16 protein-coding genes are annotated in these 15143 nt (G+C 62.9%); 12 read left to right on the plus strand and 4 right to left on the minus strand.

Features of this window, described 5'->3' with window-relative positions; translation table 11 throughout:
• Window positions 1-89: 89 nt before the first annotated feature.
• Window positions 90-362 (minus strand): PilZ domain-containing protein, encoded by a 273-nt coding sequence (locus JFN93_RS23065; RefSeq protein ID WP_199386746.1) that lies wholly within the window; start codon window positions 360-362, stop codon window positions 90-92.
• 200 nt (window positions 363-562) lie between these two features.
• Here JFN93_RS23065 and JFN93_RS23070 point away from each other — a divergent pair, with 200 nt between their 5' ends.
• Together JFN93_RS23070 and JFN93_RS23075 are read left to right on the plus strand one after the other, a co-directional pair.
• Window positions 563-1891, plus strand: a complete 1329-nt coding sequence (locus JFN93_RS23070) for an aspartate aminotransferase family protein (RefSeq protein WP_199386747.1) — start codon at window positions 563-565, stop codon at window positions 1889-1891.
• A gap of 125 nt (window positions 1892-2016) precedes the next feature.
• On the plus strand, window positions 2017-2862 hold the full coding sequence (locus tag JFN93_RS23075) for a J domain-containing protein (protein WP_199386748.1): 846 nt from the start codon (window positions 2017-2019) through the stop codon (window positions 2860-2862).
• Between the two features lie 142 nt (window positions 2863-3004).
• Here the strand turns inward: JFN93_RS23075 and JFN93_RS23080 are convergent, their stop codons facing one another.
• Together JFN93_RS23080 and JFN93_RS23085 are read right to left on the minus strand one after the other, a co-directional pair.
• Window positions 3005-3838: a response regulator gene (locus tag JFN93_RS23080; protein WP_199386749.1), complete on the minus strand. Its 834-nt coding sequence runs from the start codon at window positions 3836-3838 to the stop codon at window positions 3005-3007.
• Between the two features lie 136 nt (window positions 3839-3974).
• Window positions 3975-5183, minus strand: a complete 1209-nt coding sequence (locus JFN93_RS23085) for an ammonium transporter (RefSeq protein ID WP_236021931.1) — start codon at window positions 5181-5183, stop codon at window positions 3975-3977.
• Between the two features lie 300 nt (window positions 5184-5483).
• Between JFN93_RS23085 and JFN93_RS23090 the strand changes: the two genes are divergently transcribed.
• From JFN93_RS23090 to JFN93_RS23130, 9 genes are all read left to right on the plus strand, one after another.
• Complete coding sequence (locus JFN93_RS23090) at window positions 5484-6404, plus strand: hypothetical protein (RefSeq protein WP_199386750.1); 921 nt, start codon at window positions 5484-5486, stop codon at window positions 6402-6404.
• A 283-nt stretch (window positions 6405-6687) separates the two neighbouring features.
• Window positions 6688-7086, plus strand: a complete 399-nt coding sequence (locus JFN93_RS23095) for a CoA-binding protein (protein ID WP_236021932.1) — start codon at window positions 6688-6690, stop codon at window positions 7084-7086.
• Between the two features lie 21 nt (window positions 7087-7107).
• Entirely contained in the window at window positions 7108-7539 is a 432-nt protein-coding gene (locus JFN93_RS23100) for a hypothetical protein (RefSeq protein ID WP_199386752.1), read from the plus strand.
• 286 nt (window positions 7540-7825) lie between these two features.
• Window positions 7826-8650, plus strand: coding sequence for an ABC transporter ATP-binding protein (locus tag JFN93_RS23105; RefSeq protein ID WP_199386753.1), 825 nt, complete (start codon window positions 7826-7828; stop codon window positions 8648-8650).
• A complete protein-coding gene (locus JFN93_RS23110) occupies window positions 8651-9655 on the plus strand; it encodes a DmsE family decaheme c-type cytochrome (protein ID WP_199386754.1) in 1005 nt (334 codons plus the stop codon). It abuts the gene before it with no gap.
• A gap of 20 nt (window positions 9656-9675) precedes the next feature.
• The gene (locus tag JFN93_RS23115) at window positions 9676-11787 is read left to right on the plus strand and encodes a hypothetical protein (protein ID WP_199386755.1); all 2112 of its coding nucleotides are present in this window, start codon (window positions 9676-9678) and stop codon (window positions 11785-11787) included.
• Window positions 11781-12761: an ABC transporter substrate-binding protein gene (locus tag JFN93_RS23120; RefSeq protein ID WP_328754565.1), complete on the plus strand. Its 981-nt coding sequence runs from the start codon at window positions 11781-11783 to the stop codon at window positions 12759-12761. The genes JFN93_RS23115 and JFN93_RS23120 overlap by 7 nt, the downstream gene beginning before the upstream one ends.
• Before the next feature lie 16 nt (window positions 12762-12777).
• A complete protein-coding gene (locus tag JFN93_RS23125; RefSeq protein WP_199386756.1) occupies window positions 12778-13164 on the plus strand; it encodes a response regulator transcription factor in 387 nt (128 codons plus the stop codon).
• Window positions 13165-13187: 23 nt separating this feature from the next.
• On the plus strand, window positions 13188-13577 hold the full coding sequence (locus tag JFN93_RS23130) for a hypothetical protein (RefSeq protein WP_199386757.1): 390 nt from the start codon (window positions 13188-13190) through the stop codon (window positions 13575-13577).
• A 4-nt stretch (window positions 13578-13581) separates the two neighbouring features.
• Here JFN93_RS23130 and JFN93_RS23135 read toward each other — a convergent pair whose 3' ends face one another.
• Window positions 13582-14046, minus strand: coding sequence for a metallophosphoesterase family protein (locus JFN93_RS23135; protein WP_199386758.1), 465 nt, complete (start codon window positions 14044-14046; stop codon window positions 13582-13584).
• Window positions 14047-14160: 114 nt separating this feature from the next.
• Between JFN93_RS23135 and sppA the strand changes: the two genes are divergently transcribed.
• Window positions 14161-15051 (plus strand): signal peptide peptidase SppA, encoded by an 891-nt coding sequence (gene sppA, locus JFN93_RS23140; protein WP_199386759.1) that lies wholly within the window; start codon window positions 14161-14163, stop codon window positions 15049-15051.
• The last annotated feature ends 92 nt before the right edge of the window (window positions 15052-15143 follow it).

Raw genomic sequence — 15143 nt, forward strand, 5'->3', positions numbered from 1 at the left:
AACCCCGACGGTGGCGGCACTTCGACGGCCTGGAAGGGAGCACGCCCCGGCCGGTTCGCCGGGGCTCAGGTGCGGGGGCCCGTGGCGGGTCAGTCGAGGAGGGTTTTTTCGAACTGCAGTCCGACCCCCTGATCGGTGACCCGGATCACCTTGGCCTTCAGGTCACAGAGGACGTGCGGGGTCAGGGAGTGGTAGATGGTCACCGCAACGGTGTCATCGATATCGATGCGGTGCTGCGTCTTGATGAACACACCCTTCATACTCAGGTTTTCCACTTCCCCCTCGTGCACGGATTCCTGGTGCAGGAGGTTTGCCTTCGCGTGCAGAGCCAACCGAGCAAAGTTTCTTTTTTCCTTGTACATAGGCTCCTCCTTGGCGTTGGCGATGCTTGGTTTTAATTATATTTGTATGGTTAAAAAGCTTTGTTAGCTTAATATAATTTTTCTGCGATTGCAAGCGCTCACTCGGAAAAGTTCCCCGGCCCGCAAGCCCGCATCTGTTGCGGTGGCAAAGCCTCCTGCTATCATCTTCTGATCGTCAAATTAATGTGCTGGGAGGCACCATGGATACGGCATTCGGGGTCAGCGCACGGGCCGAGAAAGTTTTCCCACCCGTCCTTCATCACTACCATTCCTTCACCATCGCAAAGGCGCATGGCTGTACCGTTGTTTCGACCGACGGGAACCGCTACCTCGATTTCTCTTCAGGACTTGCCGTCTTGAACGTCGGTTACGGCCACCCGGAGGTGCTGGCGGCGGTTCACCAGCAGGTGGACCGCTTCGTTCACACCGGGAGCATCTACCATAACGAGAGCACCACCGCTGCCGCCGAGGAGCTCGTCTCCATCACGCCGTCGGGCCTGGACATGCTTTTTTTCGGCAATTCCGGCGCGGAGGCGGTGGAGGCATCGCTCAAGCTCTCCCGCTACGTCAGCGGTCGGCAGGCGATCGTTTCCTTCACCGGCGCCTTTCACGGCCGGACCTTCGGCGCCCTCTCGGTCACCACGAGCAACTCGTCCTACCGCAGGCGCTACCACCCGCTGCTCCCGTCCGTCTACCAGCTCCCGTATCCCGCCTGTTTCAACTGTCCCCTGGGGCTGAACCACGGTTCCTGCGGCACCCGGTGCCTGCAGGAAGCGATCCGGCTCTTCGAGCGCCAGGTCCCGCCCGACGAGGTGGCCGCGGTGATCATCGAGCCGTTTCTCGGCGAGGGGGGGTACTATCCGGCGCCCCCGGAGTTCCTCCAGGGGCTGCGGACCATCTGCGACGAGTACGGGATCCTGCTGATCTTCGATGAAGTGCAGTCCGGGATCGGCCGGACCGGGAAGTGGTTCTTCTGCGAGCATGCCGACGTCACGCCGGACATCCTGGTGGTCGCCAAGGCGCTCGCGTCCGGATTTCCGCTCGGCGCGGTGGTCGCCGGCCAGCACCTGATGGCGCAGTGGGAGCCGGGGGCGCATGGTTCCACCTTCGGGGGGAACCCGGTCGCCTGTGCCGCGGCCCGTGCCACGCTGCAGGTGATCAAGAAGGAAGGGCTCCTGGCCCGGGGCGCCGAGCTGGGGGAACGCGCCCTGGCGCGGCTCCGCACCTTCGCCGACACCTGTCCGTGGATCGGTGACGTGCGCGGCTACGGGTTGATGATGGCCATCGAGATCGTCGATGAAAACGGCGCCCCGGATGGGCCGCGCTGCTCGCTTTTGATCGAGGAGTGCCTGCGCCGTGGTTTGATGGTCATCAACTGCGGCATGAAGCGCAACATCGTACGGATCATCCCGCCGCTGACGGTGACCGACGCCGAGCTCGACGAAGGGCTCACCGCACTGGGGGCGGGGTTGGAGGAACTGGATCGCAGCAGCCTCTCCCGTGCTCCGGTCACCGTCGCGGCCGACTGAGCGCGACCGCCTCCTCCAGGCCGTGCGGGCAAAAGAAAACCTTTATCTGGCGCTGCGGATAAGCTAGACTGCTTGCGGACCTTTCCGGCCCCGGAAAGGGATGAAAGCGGAGGTTGTCAAGGGATGTGGCGGGCAGTGACGGGGATGAGACGGTGAACCACGAACTCGAGCATTGCTACCGGGTGCTGGGATTGTCGTCTTCCGCGTCGCCTCGGGAGCTGCGCCGCGCCTACCGGAACCTGGTGCGTTCCTGGCACCCGGACCTGTTCACCCATAACCCGCGGGAGCAGGCAGTGGCGCAGGAGCGGCTGAAGGAAATCAACGCGGCCTACCACCTGATCCAGGAGCACCTCGCGGCAGCAGGGCCCGCTCCCGTCGAGCCGCCCCCAACCGCGCCTCCCGCGCCTCCTCCCCGCCCCCAAGCACCACCGCATCGTGCGCCATCCCCTCCCCGAGCGGCGCCTCCGCCGTCGGTTCCCGCCGTCAACATCTTCCCCTTCTTCACCGCCTGGGAAAACGGGCTCTTCCTGCTCTTGGTCGCGGCGGTCTGCTACTTCGTCAACGCCAGGTACCCGAGCCTCGCGGCCGGGGCCGGCCATGCCCTCCGGCTCCTGATTGTCCCTCTGGCTTTCGCGCTTCTGTGCAATTCGCGGCTGGGGAGCCACCGCTGGGCTTGGCGGATGTATGTCGCGGCGACCTTGGTCTTTTCCTTATGGCTGCTTGTCGATCTGCTGACCTTTTCGGCCGCGGTGCAAAACGAGGCGCAGACACCGGGTTACTACGACTCGTACGGCGGCGGGGCTGGATTCCGCGGTCCGCTGGCCGACGCCCCCGCACCTTTCTCGCTGCCGGGGCAGCGCTCCCCCGGGCCGATGGGACCGGCGGCTCCGCTGGTACCTGCTCCTGCCGCGCCCCTGGCTCCGGTCGAGCCTGCCGCTCCCGCGGCCCCCATGGTGGCTCCCGCCCGCTGAACCCGGCGGAAGAGTCCCGCCAGGCGCTGATTTCCCGGAAAAGTTTTTCCCCGCAAAAACGTGAGGGCCGCGTCCTGCTCTCTCCGCTTGGCGGATCTGAGCTGAACGCGGCCCCGTGGGTTCGGCGGCTGCTTTATCTAGGTTAATCCTGCTGGTTTACGATCTCGAAGGCGCGGTGCACCCGGGCCACCACCCGGATGGCCATGGCGGGCTTGGCGATAAAATCCTGGAACCCTGATTTCAGCGCACGGTGTTCCTCCTCCGGCGAGGCTTTGGAGGTGAGAAGGATCATCGGGATGGCGTGGGTGGCGGGGTTGGCCTTGATGGCGCGCATCAGGGCATAACCGTCCATCCTGGGCATCACCGCGTCGCAGAGGATGAGATCCGGCTTCTGCGAGAACGCGATGCGCAGCCCCTCAACGCCGTCGTTGGCGGTGAGCACCTCATACCCTTCCCGCATCAGCGCCGACTCGATGCTGGAGGTTACCTGGGGTGACCCGTCGGCGATGAGGACCTTGTGCGCACCTGCCTCAGACGGGCCCGCCTCGCCGTTGAGGTAGTGCTGCCGGATCGCTGCCATGATGTCGTCGCGGGTGGCAAGCTCGACCAGGATCTTAAGCGAAGTCTTCTGGGCCAGGTATTCGAGCGTTTCGGTATCGAACGGGTCGGTGACGGCGACGGTCAAAAGGTCTCCCTCGTGCTTCAGCGGGAACACCAGTCTTTGGTAGGCGATTTCTTCGGGGATGAGTGCGAGGAGGTCGGGGGAAAACTCGCGGGAAGCCATTTCCTTTGCTATTGGAAAGTTGAACTGTTTTCCCAGGGCTTCGGCAAGCTCCTCCTGGGTGATCACACCCATCTCATCAAGAACGACCCCCAGCCTCTTTCCGGAGCCCTTCTGCCGCTCCAGAGACCGCTCCAGGGTCTTCATCGTGATGATGCCGGAATCGACCAGCAGCTCTCCGAGGTGTACTTTCATGATGTCTCTAGACCCTCTCCGGTAATTAAGACGAATTCATTCCCGGCAAATATACCTGTAATTTAAAAAAATTCAAAATAAAAAAGGCTCCTTAAAGGGGCCTTTTTTACTGCAGCGTATTTGTGAGGGTAGTGGATTAGCGGATGTGATCCTCGGGGTAGGCGCCGATCTGGTGGATGGAAAGGTCGGCCCCGGCGAATTCGTCTTCGGGGGTGAGGCGGATGCCCACCGTCTTGGAGAGGACGCCGTAGACGATGAAGCCGTTGAGGAGCGCAAAGGCCACGGCGGCAACCGTGCCCAGGCACTGCGAGACGAAGGTGACGCCGCCCAGTCCCCCCAGCGCCTCGTTGCCGAAGATGCCGGCCGCGATCCCGCCCCAGGAGCCGATCACCCCGTGCAGGGGCCAGACGCCGAGCACGTCGTCGATCCGGAGTTTCTCCTGCTCGATATGAAAGCCGAAGACGAAGATGAGCGAAGCGATGGCGCCGGTGGCCAGTGCCGCCAGCGGGTGCATGATGTCGCTGCCGGCGCAGACCGCGATGAGACCGGCGAGCGCGCCGTTGTGCACGAAGCCCGGGTCGTTCTTGCTCGCGACCAGCGCCGCCAGCACCCCGCCGACCATGGCCATGAGGGAGTTGACGGCGACGATGCCGGAAATCTTCTCCAGATGCCCGGCGCTCATGACGTTGAAGCCGAACCAGCCGACGGCCAGGATCCAGGAGCCCAGGGCGAGGAAGGGGATGTTGCTGATCGGGATCGGGTGCGATTTCTTGCTCACGTAGCGCCCCATGCGCGGTCCGAGGATCAGCACCGCGGGGAGGGCGAGCCAGCCGCCGATGGAGTGGACCACCACGGAACCGGCATAGTCATGGAACTCGGCGCCGCCGATCTTCTTGAAGAGGTCCTGCAGCAGGGAGGTGTTCTGCCCCCAGATCATCGACTCGAAGAACGGGTAGGTGAGGCCGGCGAAGATGGCGCCGGCGAAGACCTGCGGCCAGAACTTGGCGCGCTCGGCGATCCCGCCGGAGATGATGGCCGGGATGCAGGCGGCAAAGCAGAGGAGGAAGAAGAAGTGGGTTATGTCATACCCCTGGGTGTTGCCCAGGAGATCCTTGACCGGCTTGAGGAAGTTGATGCCGTAGGCGATGGGGAAACCGACGAGGAAGTAGACGACCGTGGAGACCGACCAGTCGGTGAGAATCTTGACGAAGGCATTTACCTGGTTCTTCTTCCGGACCGTTCCGACCTCCAGGAAGGCGAAACCCGCATGCATGGCGAAAACCATGACTGCGCCGAGCATGAGGAAAAGTACGTCGCTGCTGCTGCCTAAAACTGACATGGACATCTGTGGTATTACCTCCGTTGGTAAATGGCCGCCTCGTCGTTGAGGAAGGACGCCTCGGGCAAGCAAGGTTTTGGCCAAAACGGTAAGTGGTTGAAAGTTCGGGGAATGGCTGCCGGGGTGCCCGCGGGCAGGTTCCGGGTGCTGCCTAAAAAGGCAGCACCGTGCCCGAAAAGTAGGCAGGGGAAATAACCGTTGACCTCGCAGCATCGAAAAGTTAAATTCAGCGAAGATCACGGGTGGCCGGGCGCAGTCAGCCGGGCCGCCGGAAGGAGAACGACCATAGACAGCAAAACGACCCCGATGGTGGGCATTGTATATTATGAGGCGCCGGCGGACGCCGTTCTTACCGCCCGGGACGGGAAGGTCGAGCTCAACTACGGCTCTCTCCCGATCCCGCTGCTCCAGGCGGATCACGATGCGCTCGAAGGCGAGCTCCCCTCCTACGATGCCGTCGGCCGCGGCCTGTACCATGCGCTGCGCTGCGATCCCGATTGCCACCATGCCGCCGCCTATGCCCGCCTGATCAAGGAGGGGTACCCGCACTACCTCTCGGAGCTGGCCGGACACATCATCATGCTGGGGGAAAAGGAGGTCGATCCTCCCTACCTCGAGCGCCGGATCAACTACCTGAAGATCTTTGCGCTCATGGAGCCGGAGAACGCGCAGTTCCCGCTGGAAACCGGCGCCTCTTTCCTCGAAATCGGGGTGACCTTCTCGGCCCTGGAAAACTGTACCGTTACCCTGTTCAAGGCGGAGCGTTACCTTCGCAAGGGGCTTGAGCTCGATCCGGGCAACCTCAAGGGAATCTCCGATCTGGCCGAAGTCTCCTTCCTGCTCGGCAAGTACGAGGCTGCGGCGCAGCTGTGGCAGAAGCTGGTGCCGGAAGTGGCTCCGAAAGCCGCCGCCGACTTGCACGCGCGCCTGGAGAAGATCGCCGCCCGGGAACTTCCCAAGGTTCCCGCGGTCGACTACCTGCAGGCGATAGCCGGTGCGGTGAGCCTCAAGGATGCCGGTTCCTATCATGAAGCGGTCGCCATTCTCACCGACGTGATGGCCGACGCCCATTTCTGCATGGAGTTCCCGCTGCCGCAGATCCCGTACCTTTTGGCGCTTTGCTGCCTCGATCTCGGCTCGAAGGGAGAGGCACGGGATTTCCTGAATCAGGCACTGCGGATCAATCCGGAATTTGCCGAGGCGCAGCAGGCCCTGGACAACCTTTAAGGGCAGGAGGGATCGATGGCAGGATACAGCCCGGCGGACTGGCTTTTCATTGCGGGGGTAATGGCGGTGATCTTTTTCTTCGTTACCATCAGCGGGATGAGGAAGAGATGACGGTGCAGTGAGCAATGCAATGAGCAGAGAGCAATGAGCAGAGAAGCAGTCCCGGTTTGACAAGAGGCTTCACAGCTGTAGCATCAAGTACTCGTTCGAGATGACTACAACCAGCATCAGGTTTTGCGCTCGTTGCTCATTGCCGGATGCTCATCGCCCAACGGGGGTCGTTATGGCCGACATCAAAGAAATACTGAACACGTATCGCACGGTGGCGGTGGTGGGGCTTTCGCCGGATCCCGGCAAGCCGAGCCACGAGGTCGCCGCGTACCTGCAACGGGCGGGCTTCCGCATCATCCCGGTGAACCCCGCCTGCGCCGAGATCCTCGGCGAGCGCTGCTATCCGGAACTCTCGGAGATCCCGGGTGAGGTGGAGATCGTCGATGTCTTCCGCCGCTCCGAGTTCGTCCCGGAGATCATGGAACAGGCGATTGCCAAAGGCGCCAAGGTCTTCTGGATGCAGGAAGGGATCGTCAACGAACCGGCCCGCCGCCGCGGCGAGGAAGCCGGTCTCGACGTGGTCATGGACCGCTGCATCCTGAAGGAGCACAACCGGCTCTCCAGAGGGTAGCCCGGTACCAGGGAGGGGACGATGGACTACAAGAAAACGTCGCCCCTGGGGCTCGGCGCCTTGGCCGCGGTCTACCTCTTTTTTCTCCTTTTGTCCGCTTCGAGCTACGGCGATCCGTTCATCTTCATGGGGCGGATCTACTCGGGGACGACCGCCCAGGCGATGGTGATTGCCGACACCATCCTCTCCCTTTATCTCCTCCTCGGAATTCTGAAACGCCAGCTCCTTACCTGGTGGTTACTCCTTGCCTACAACCTGATCGACATCGGAAACGCCTTGGTCAATCTCGCGCTGGTTCCCGCGAAGACCATCGAAACCCTGGCCGGAACCCCGGTTCCCGAGGAGTCGCTCCGTTTCAACACCCTGGCCGCCACCTTCGCGCTCATCCTGCTCAACCTGTTCATCTACCGCCGCCGGCGCCTTTTCGTCAACCGCTCCCCGTATCTCTTTTAGTTCCCACCGCTCCTGGTTTTCCTTCCTCTGCCGCACTTTCTGGCAGCACCCTCAACTGTTTCAGTCACCGTTGGTGCCCCTCAGATGTTTCCCGCATCCGCTGGCTGTTTCATTCCCATCCATTTCATTGCTTTGGCCAAACTTCGGTTAGCCATTATAAACATTCCCGCTTGCCAGTAGCGGCGCTTGTCTGGTACTATGCAGCACCCCTCCCCATGGGGGTCACCCGGCCCGCTTCCGCAGTGCACGCGGACGGACGGGGCATTCACCTGGAAAAGGAACCCGCGTGTTCGCGAAGCTCATGCATGGCCTGGCCGGATCCTTTTTTCACGAGGACGAGAGCTCAGCAAACCTCCTGGAGACCAGGGGGGTAGATATCAAGGTGGAGGCGCTGAACAAGTACTTCGGCGAGACCCACGTGCTCAAGGACATCAACCTCGAGATCCGCGCCGGGGAGACCTTCAGCATCATCGGTCCGTCCGGTACCGGCAAGAGCGTGCTCCTCAAGCACATCGTGAAGCTGGAGAGCCCCGACAGCGGCCAGATCTTCGTCGACGGGATCCCCATCTTCGGCGAGAAAAAGACCTCCGCCCGCGATTACCGTTATTCCATGGTCTTTCAGTCCTCGGCCCTCTTCAACTCCCTGACCGTCGGCGAGAACGTCGGCCTGTGGCTCAGGGAGAAGCGGGTCTGCAAGGAACAGCGCATCCGCGAGATCATCCGGGAAAAGCTCGACATGGTCGGCCTGGCGGGCAAGGAGGATCTGAAGACCTCGGAGCTCTCCGGCGGCATGAAGAAAAGGGTGGCCATTGCGCGCTCCTTGGCGATGAACCCGGACCTGATCCTGTACGACGAGCCGACCGCGGAGCTCGACCCGGTCACCACCGACGAACTCGCCAACACCATCCTGAAGCTCAAGGAAACCACCCGCAATACCACGGTCATCGTCACGCACGACCTCAATTTCGCCCTGTACATCTCGGACCGGATCGCGATGATGCACGGGGGCACCATCGTCGAGGTGGGGACCCCCGCGGAAATCAAGCGGAGCCAGAATCCGATCGTGCGGGGCTTTATCTACACCACGACCAAGGGAATCAGGGGAGAGTAGATGGCTGAAAGCTCCGGCGCTCGCCGCATCAAGCTGATCCTGCTTACCGCGCTTATCGGCGCGCTCGGCGCCTCCTGCGCTGACCTGAAGCAGAGCCGGTCGCTGCTTCCCATGCGGGAGTACGAGCGGATGATCGTCGGGCGGCTCGACGCCGAGTACGTCGGGACCGCGAACTGCGTCTCCCGCTGCCACGCCCACGACAAGATCACCGACGATTTCAGCCACAGCGTGCACGGCGAACAGATCAAGCCGGAAACCGGCCTTCCCCTGGTCAACTGCGAGTCCTGCCACGGTCCGGGGAGCCTTGCCATCGAAAAGCTCGAGGACGACCCCGAGAAGAACACCCTCCTGAAGAAACCCTGCGACTACGGCAAACTCCTCGACATCCGGCACCTCCCCCCGATGGCGCAGTCGCTCATCTGCCTCAAATGCCATTCCGCCGCCTCGACCCCGGCACTTTCCCACTGGAACGCGAGCAGCCATGCCTTGAACGACGTGAGCTGCTTCGACTGCCATTTTCTGCACCGCGGGCCGCAGCAGAAGGTCAGCCGCACCGAAATGGCCGAGCTCTGCTTCCGTTGCCATCCCGACGTCCGCGCCGAGAACAACCTCTATTCGCACCATCCCCTGCGCGAAAAGAAGATGGCCTGCACCGACTGCCACGAAGTCCACGGCAGCACCCAGGACAAGCTCCTCAAGGGGAACAATCCGAAGGAGACCTGCACCCGCTGCCACATGGAAAAGCAGGGCCCCTTCGCCTTCGAGCACGGTGACGTCACCGAGAACTGCCTCAACTGCCACACCCCCCACGGCTCGGTGAACCGGCCGCTCCTGAACGCGGCGCTGCCGTTTCTCTGCCTGCAGTGCCACACCGGTCACCTGGCGAATAACAGCCCGGGGACCAAGCAACTTTTCACCAACCGGTGCACCGACTGCCATTCGCAGATCCACGGTACCGATACCCCTTCCCAAGGCCGCGCCGGCCTGGGTAGCATGCGTCAGTGAGCCTGTAAAGGAGCAAAACGGTGATCAGACCCCCCGAACTTGCCCGCCGCGCATTGTTTCTGCTGCTCTTTGCCGCGTTTCCGGCTCTTCCGGCGCTGGCGCAGGGAGAGCCGGCGGAACAGAAGGAGCCGATTCGCGAACTGCCACGGACCGAAAGCGGTGACCCCGCTGCCGGCACCGACGAGGACCATGCCGCGGAAATCCGGGAGGAAAAGGGGGGGTATCTCGGCTACCGTTTCCTGAGCACCGAAAAGTTCGGCGGGCGCGCCCTCGACTATGGCCTGCTCCGCTCCAGCAAAAGCGGTGGCCTGTTCTTCCGCCGGTTGGAAAAGGACCGCAGCTTCGAGCTCGAAGGGGACTTCCTCAACGAGAAGGAATATAACGGCGACCTCTACTACGATTACCGCGGCGATTATCGGGTCCATTTGCATACCGATTCGCTGTTCCACAACCTGGACCGGCAGCTGCTCGTTGGCCAGAACCCGAATCTTCCCTCTCCTAACCCGATCACCCCGATTGCCAACTTTTCCGTCCTCTCGGTTCAGGGGGACTCTCCGTCTACTCAATACGGCATCGGCGTCTCCCAAGACCTCGCCACCTTCCGGTACCGGCTCCACGACTTTCCCCTGCATGTGAACCTGGGGTACTGGAGGCTGGTGCGCGAGGGGGACGTGCAGCAGAGGTTTGCCGACGTCAGCTTCGATAATGCCGCCAACACCGTCTACGCCCGTCCGCGCCATGAGAACCAGGTCACCCAGGAAGGGAGCGTCGGTTTTGACGCGCACCTGGGCTGGGTCGACCTGATCTACCAGTTTCAGATCCGAGTTTTCGAGGACCGTCAGCCCCCTCCGGTGGACCCGTTTGACGTCGGTTCGGGGGGAGGGGTGCATTCCCTGGTGCACAACGAAAATCCGGACAGCCGCTTCATGTCCCACACCGTGAAGGCCCACTCCACCCTTTCCGACGGCATTGTCGGGAGCGCGTCATACAGCGTCGCCATCCGGGAAAACCGTTCCGGCCTTGCCGGTGCCGTCGGGGGAGACAACGGCCGTACCACGGTGCAAAACGTGGCCGGGGATTTCACCTACACCCCCTGCAAGGAATTCACCGCCGCCTTGAAGTACCGTCGCCAGGACCTGGACCGCGACGGTTTCGGCACCCTGGGGACCACCGTTTTCGGGCCGGGTGAGCCGAAGCCGGGAGTGGAGAGCACCAAGGACCTGTTCATCGGTACCTTCTCGGTGCGGCCGGCCTTGAACCTATCCTTGACCGGCGAGTACCGGGGCGAGATGGTGAGCCGGACCAACGTCTCGTCCCTGCCGACCCCGACGACCTGGGCGCTGCCGGAAAACAGCGCCACCCAGACCGGATCGCTGGCGCTGCTCTACCGGCCGCTGCGCGGCTCGCGGGTCACGGCGAAGTACATCTACCAGACCACCGACCACCCTGCCTACGGGAACTCCTTTCAGCAAAAGCACCAGGGCGAGGTGCTGGGCGCCTACACCGGGCGGCGCTGGGGGATGAGTGCCAACGCCATCGTGAAACGTGAGTGGAACGACGACACGAACCGCTTCGCCTTCCTCTTGCAACCGGGGCCGCTGGTCCCCATGGAGTTGACCTCGATGCGGGAGCGCCGCAGCCAGAATGTGAGTGCCAACCTCTGGTACGCCCTGACCGAGCGCATCAACCTCACGGCCCAGTACGCCTACCTGCACACCTTCGTGGACCAAGGGAGCTACTTCACTTCCTTCAGCCCAACCCAGGTCGGCTCCAGCTTTACCAGCCGGGCGCGGGTCGCCGGGATCGGGGCGAGCGCCAACGTAACGGAGCGCTTTGATCTCGGGCTGGACCTGCAGCGGATCTGGTCGGCATCGTCGTTTGACCCGCAGGGCGTGGCCATCGATCCGGCCAACACCAACCCGCTCGCGGTGGACACCACCGGCATTCGGGAACTCACCGCGCAGAACACAACCATCTCGCGGGTTTCGGTGCGGGGGGGATACCGCTTCACCAATAACGTCAGCGCGAGCATCGAGTACATCCTGCGCGACTACAACGAAAAGAACGTGGTATACAGCAATTACAACGGCACGGTGCACAGTGTCGTTGCGTATCTTTCTTCCAAGTGGTAGAGGGGCGGCTTCTGAAACTCTTCCGAATCGCATTACTGCTTCTGGCGCTTTGCTGCCTGCTTCCCGGCGGCAGCAGCATCGCTGCGGACAAGCTGATCGCGGTCCTTTTGACCTGCGACCTGCCGCGTTACCGCGATGCGCACAAGGCGTTCATGAAGGCTCTGGTGGCCAAGGGTTACGACCAGAGCAACGTGGAAGTGATTACCCAGACCCCGAACCCCGATCCCATCTCCTGGGCCAACAGTATCCGCAAGTTCAACGCCATCGGCGCCAACCTGATCGTGACCTACGGCGCTCCGGCCACCGCGGTTGCGGTCCGGGAGGCGGCGGACATCCCGATCGTCTTTGCCGACGTCTACGGCCCGGTGGAGGCCGGGGTCGCCAAGAGCATGCAATCGGCCGGCAAGAACCTGGCCGGGGTGAGCTCGAAGGTCCCGCTGGTCACCTTGGTGAAGACCGCCTCCGAACTCAAGACGGTGCGCAGCATCGGCGTTTTGTACAACGCGCGCGAGGAGGGGGCCCTGGTGCAGCTTCGGGAGATGACCCGGATCGCGACCCAGTTGGGCGCCGCGCTGACCGCGGTGAACCTGGGGGGGCGGACCGGGGTCGACCAGGGGCTTGCCACGCTCTTCGCCGCTAAGGTAGACTACATCTACGTGTCCGAATGCACCGCGGCCAGCCGCGGCTTCGACAAGATCGTGCACCGCGCCACCGAACAGAAGATTCCGGTCCTGACCCTGATGCCGGGAGGGGCCGCCCGGGGGGCGCTGATTTCCCTGGAGGCGGACCCGGCCGAGCAGGGACAGGCGGCGGCCGACTATGCCGCGCGTATCCTCGCCGGAAGAAAAGCCGGGCAGCTGCCGGTGATCACCCCGAAGAAGGTGGAGTTGGTCGTGAACCTCAAGGTCGCCCGCAGCCTCGATCTCCACGTTCCCTTCCCGGTGCTTGCCGCTGCCACCAAGGTGCTGAAGTGACGCGGCCGAGGTGTAGATGAGAAAGATATTGATCGTTGACGACGACGCGCTCTTCCTGGAAAAGCTGAAGGAGAAGATTGAGTCGCTCTATCCCCTGCTCGACGTGCAGACCTGCACCGATCCGTTCGCGGCCCTGGTGCCGCTCAAGGAGCAGCAGGTGGACCTGTTGCTGGTCGACCTCGAGATGCCGGGGCTGGACGGGACCAAGATCTTCAATTACGCGATCCAGGCCGGCTTGGACAAGAACCGGATCGTGATCCTCTCGGGGCGGGATTCGGACTACCTGCACGAGCGTTTTCCGATGGGGACCTGTCTGGCGGTGCTCAACAAGTACGAGGCCAAGCAGAAGGCGGTCCTCGACATGATCTTCAGTTCCATGCAGAGAAAGGCGGCCGGAGGGTGATCGGCCGGGAGAGAATATAAGATATGGCGAAGAAGATGTTTCTGACCCGGTACGCCCGGGTGCACAAACGGGGGGAGTGGGGGGAATCGCTGGCCGATGCCAGGTTTCTCCCCTTTTTCGAGGAACTGGCCGGCGAGCTGGAGCGCTACGGGATCACCCTGGAGGCGCGCGAGAACCCGGAGCACGTCATCGAGGTGAACAGCTACGTGGATCTGCTCAATGCGGTCCGCATCGGCTCCCCCTGCGACGGGATCAGCAACGTCTGCGTCGGGCACGTGATCGGGAAAAGCGAGAATCTGGATCCCTTGGAGGATATCCGCAAGGCGGTGAACCGGATCGCGTTCGCCCCGGAGACGGTGCCGCCGGACGATCACAACCGCCGGGTCTGCCACAACTGCGGCTGCGGCTGCTGAAGGCTCAATCGAAGGAGAAGAGCTCGGCTTCGATCCGGCCCGCTTCGATGGTGACGATGGCGTAGCTCCCCCGGTTCCCCTGCAGCGCTCCCGGGTTGATCAGCAAGATTTCGTCGTCTTGGTCGACCTGGGCGAGGTGGGTGTGGCCGTAAAGGACGACGGCGGCGCCTGCTTCCCTGCCGCGCCGGGCCAGATGGGCCAGTCCCCCTTTCACATGGTAGCGGTTGCCGTGGGTGATGAGAACCGGGGTGTTCCCGAAGCGGACCAGCCGCTCCTGCGGCAGGCGCGATCCCAGGTCGCAGTTCCCCGCCACCCGCAGCACCGGGATTTCCAGGACGTCCTCCAAAAGACGGGCATCCTCTTCCCCGTCGCCAAGATGCACCACATGATCGACCGCACCGGCCAGTTCGTGCGCCTTGAGGGCACGACCGTAGTTGCCGTGGCTGTCCGAGAGTACCAGAATCCTCATGAGTCCCCGCAGGCGGTTCCCCCTTGGCACCGCCTCTTTTTTATGTAATCTGTATCGCTGCCGCTGATAATGAGCTGCGTATTCATAAATGACAAGAGCTAATTCGGAGGTTTCATGAAAAGGGGATGGTTGCGCTGGGTAATCGTCATCTCCGGAGGGCTTGCCCTCCTCTTCATCGTCTGCGTCGGGGTCGCCACCATCCTCTTCGGTGACCGGGACGGTCTCTCGATGGGGGAGGGGGTGGGGTACGTCGAGGTGAAAGGGGTGATTGTGGACGGCCAGGAGACGGTCACCCAACTGCGGGCCCTGGAGAAGGACGACCGGGCCAAGGCGGTGGTTTTGCGGATCGAGTCCCCGGGCGGGGTGGTCGGCCCCTCCCAGGAGATTTACGAGCAGGTGAAAAAGCTCGCCGCCAAGAAGAAGGTGGTGGTCTCCATGGGAGCCGTCGCCGCCTCCGGGGGGTACTACATCGCCGCCCCCGCCACCGTCATCTACGCCAACCCCGGGACCATCACCGGGAGCATCGGCGTCCTGATGAAGTTCTCCAACGTCGAGGGGCTCATGGGGAAGGTGGGGCTGAAGGCGTTCACGCTCAAAAGCGGCAAGTTCAAGGACGTAGGCTCCCCGGTGCGCGAGATGACTTCCGAGGAGCGGAGCATGCTGGAAGGGGTGATCGACAGCACCTATGCGCAGTTCGTCCGGGCGGTGGCCCAGGGAAGAAGGCTCCCCGAGCCGAAGGTGCGGGAGGTGGCCGACGGCCGGATCCTCTCCGGGGAGCAGGCGCTCGCCGTGAAGCTCGTCGACCGGCTGGGCACGCTCCAGGATGCCATCGCCGAGGCGGGGCGGCTGGCGGGGATCAAGGGGGAGCCGGAGCTGATCCGCCCCCCGAAAAAGAAAAAGGGGCCGCCCTGGGAACTCCTGGTGGAGGGAGCCGCCAGCGGTCTCGGCAAGCTCTCCGGCTCCGGGGAGGGGCTCAGCGTGGATTACCGGATGGAGGGGCGGTAAGGACTTTCCGGTCCCAAGCTCCGGGGCCGAAGCTGACCGCGCCGGGACCGATTGGAGGGACCAGATGCATCCGTCGCTCGCTCTGATCCGGC

This window comes from Geomesophilobacter sediminis (genome assembly GCF_016458275.1).
Lineage (GTDB): Bacteria > Desulfobacterota > Desulfuromonadia > Geobacterales > Geobacteraceae > Geomesophilobacter > Geomesophilobacter sediminis.